The sequence below is a fragment of the Paenibacillus sp. Y301 genome (assembly GCF_059445505.1).
The window spans coordinates 1-626 of sequence record NZ_JCAIUL010000052.1; the positions used below are offsets into that span (position 1 = coordinate 1).

General features: G+C 33.7%; 1 protein-coding gene. It reads right to left on the reverse strand.

What is annotated here, in order from left to right:
* Positions 1-148 precede the first annotated feature (148 nt).
* Positions 149-626: hypothetical protein (locus AC1D69_RS25050; RefSeq protein WP_495458819.1), on the reverse strand; the 478-nt coding region annotated here is incomplete at its 5' end.

Below are 626 nucleotides of genomic sequence, written 5' to 3' on the forward strand. Positions count from 1 at the left end.
TTAGCCGGTTGAATGTGTCGCCTGATTCCACTTCTATGGCATACCTCTTGGCGACCAAGGAGCGTAAGCGACGAAGCAGAAATGTAATGTTATATGCTGTCAGGCTCTTCTTTGAAATACTATTCTCACTTCTTCTTGCCTTGCATTATTAATAAATCATGATTCCTTCAATTTCTCTGATCCTTAAAATTTCCATTCGATCTGTTGTCTTAATAACTCCTAGGTTTTCATGTGCTATGGTTATTAACCATTCTTCTTTACTCTTGAAAAAGCATAAATCTTCTAATAATTCAGGTTGCATCCATTGATATAATCGGTCTGCTTTACTTATTAGTAACTCCATTAATTCTTGCTGACAATCAAAATAATAAACATCTGCGAAATGTCCAAATAATCGTGTACCTGGCCATTCATCCTGTTTTTTGATCTCTTTAATATATGGTTTTAATTCTTCAATCAATGTTTCACTACTTTTACTTAAATCAATTTGATCCCTTTTGACTAAAATGAACTCATCACATATGTTAAATGCCAATGATATTAATTGCTTGTACGTATTCCCAATTGGTTCTTCTAGTATTTCTATCATAAGATACTCCTTTGAAATGGGTTTCCGACGATCTTTC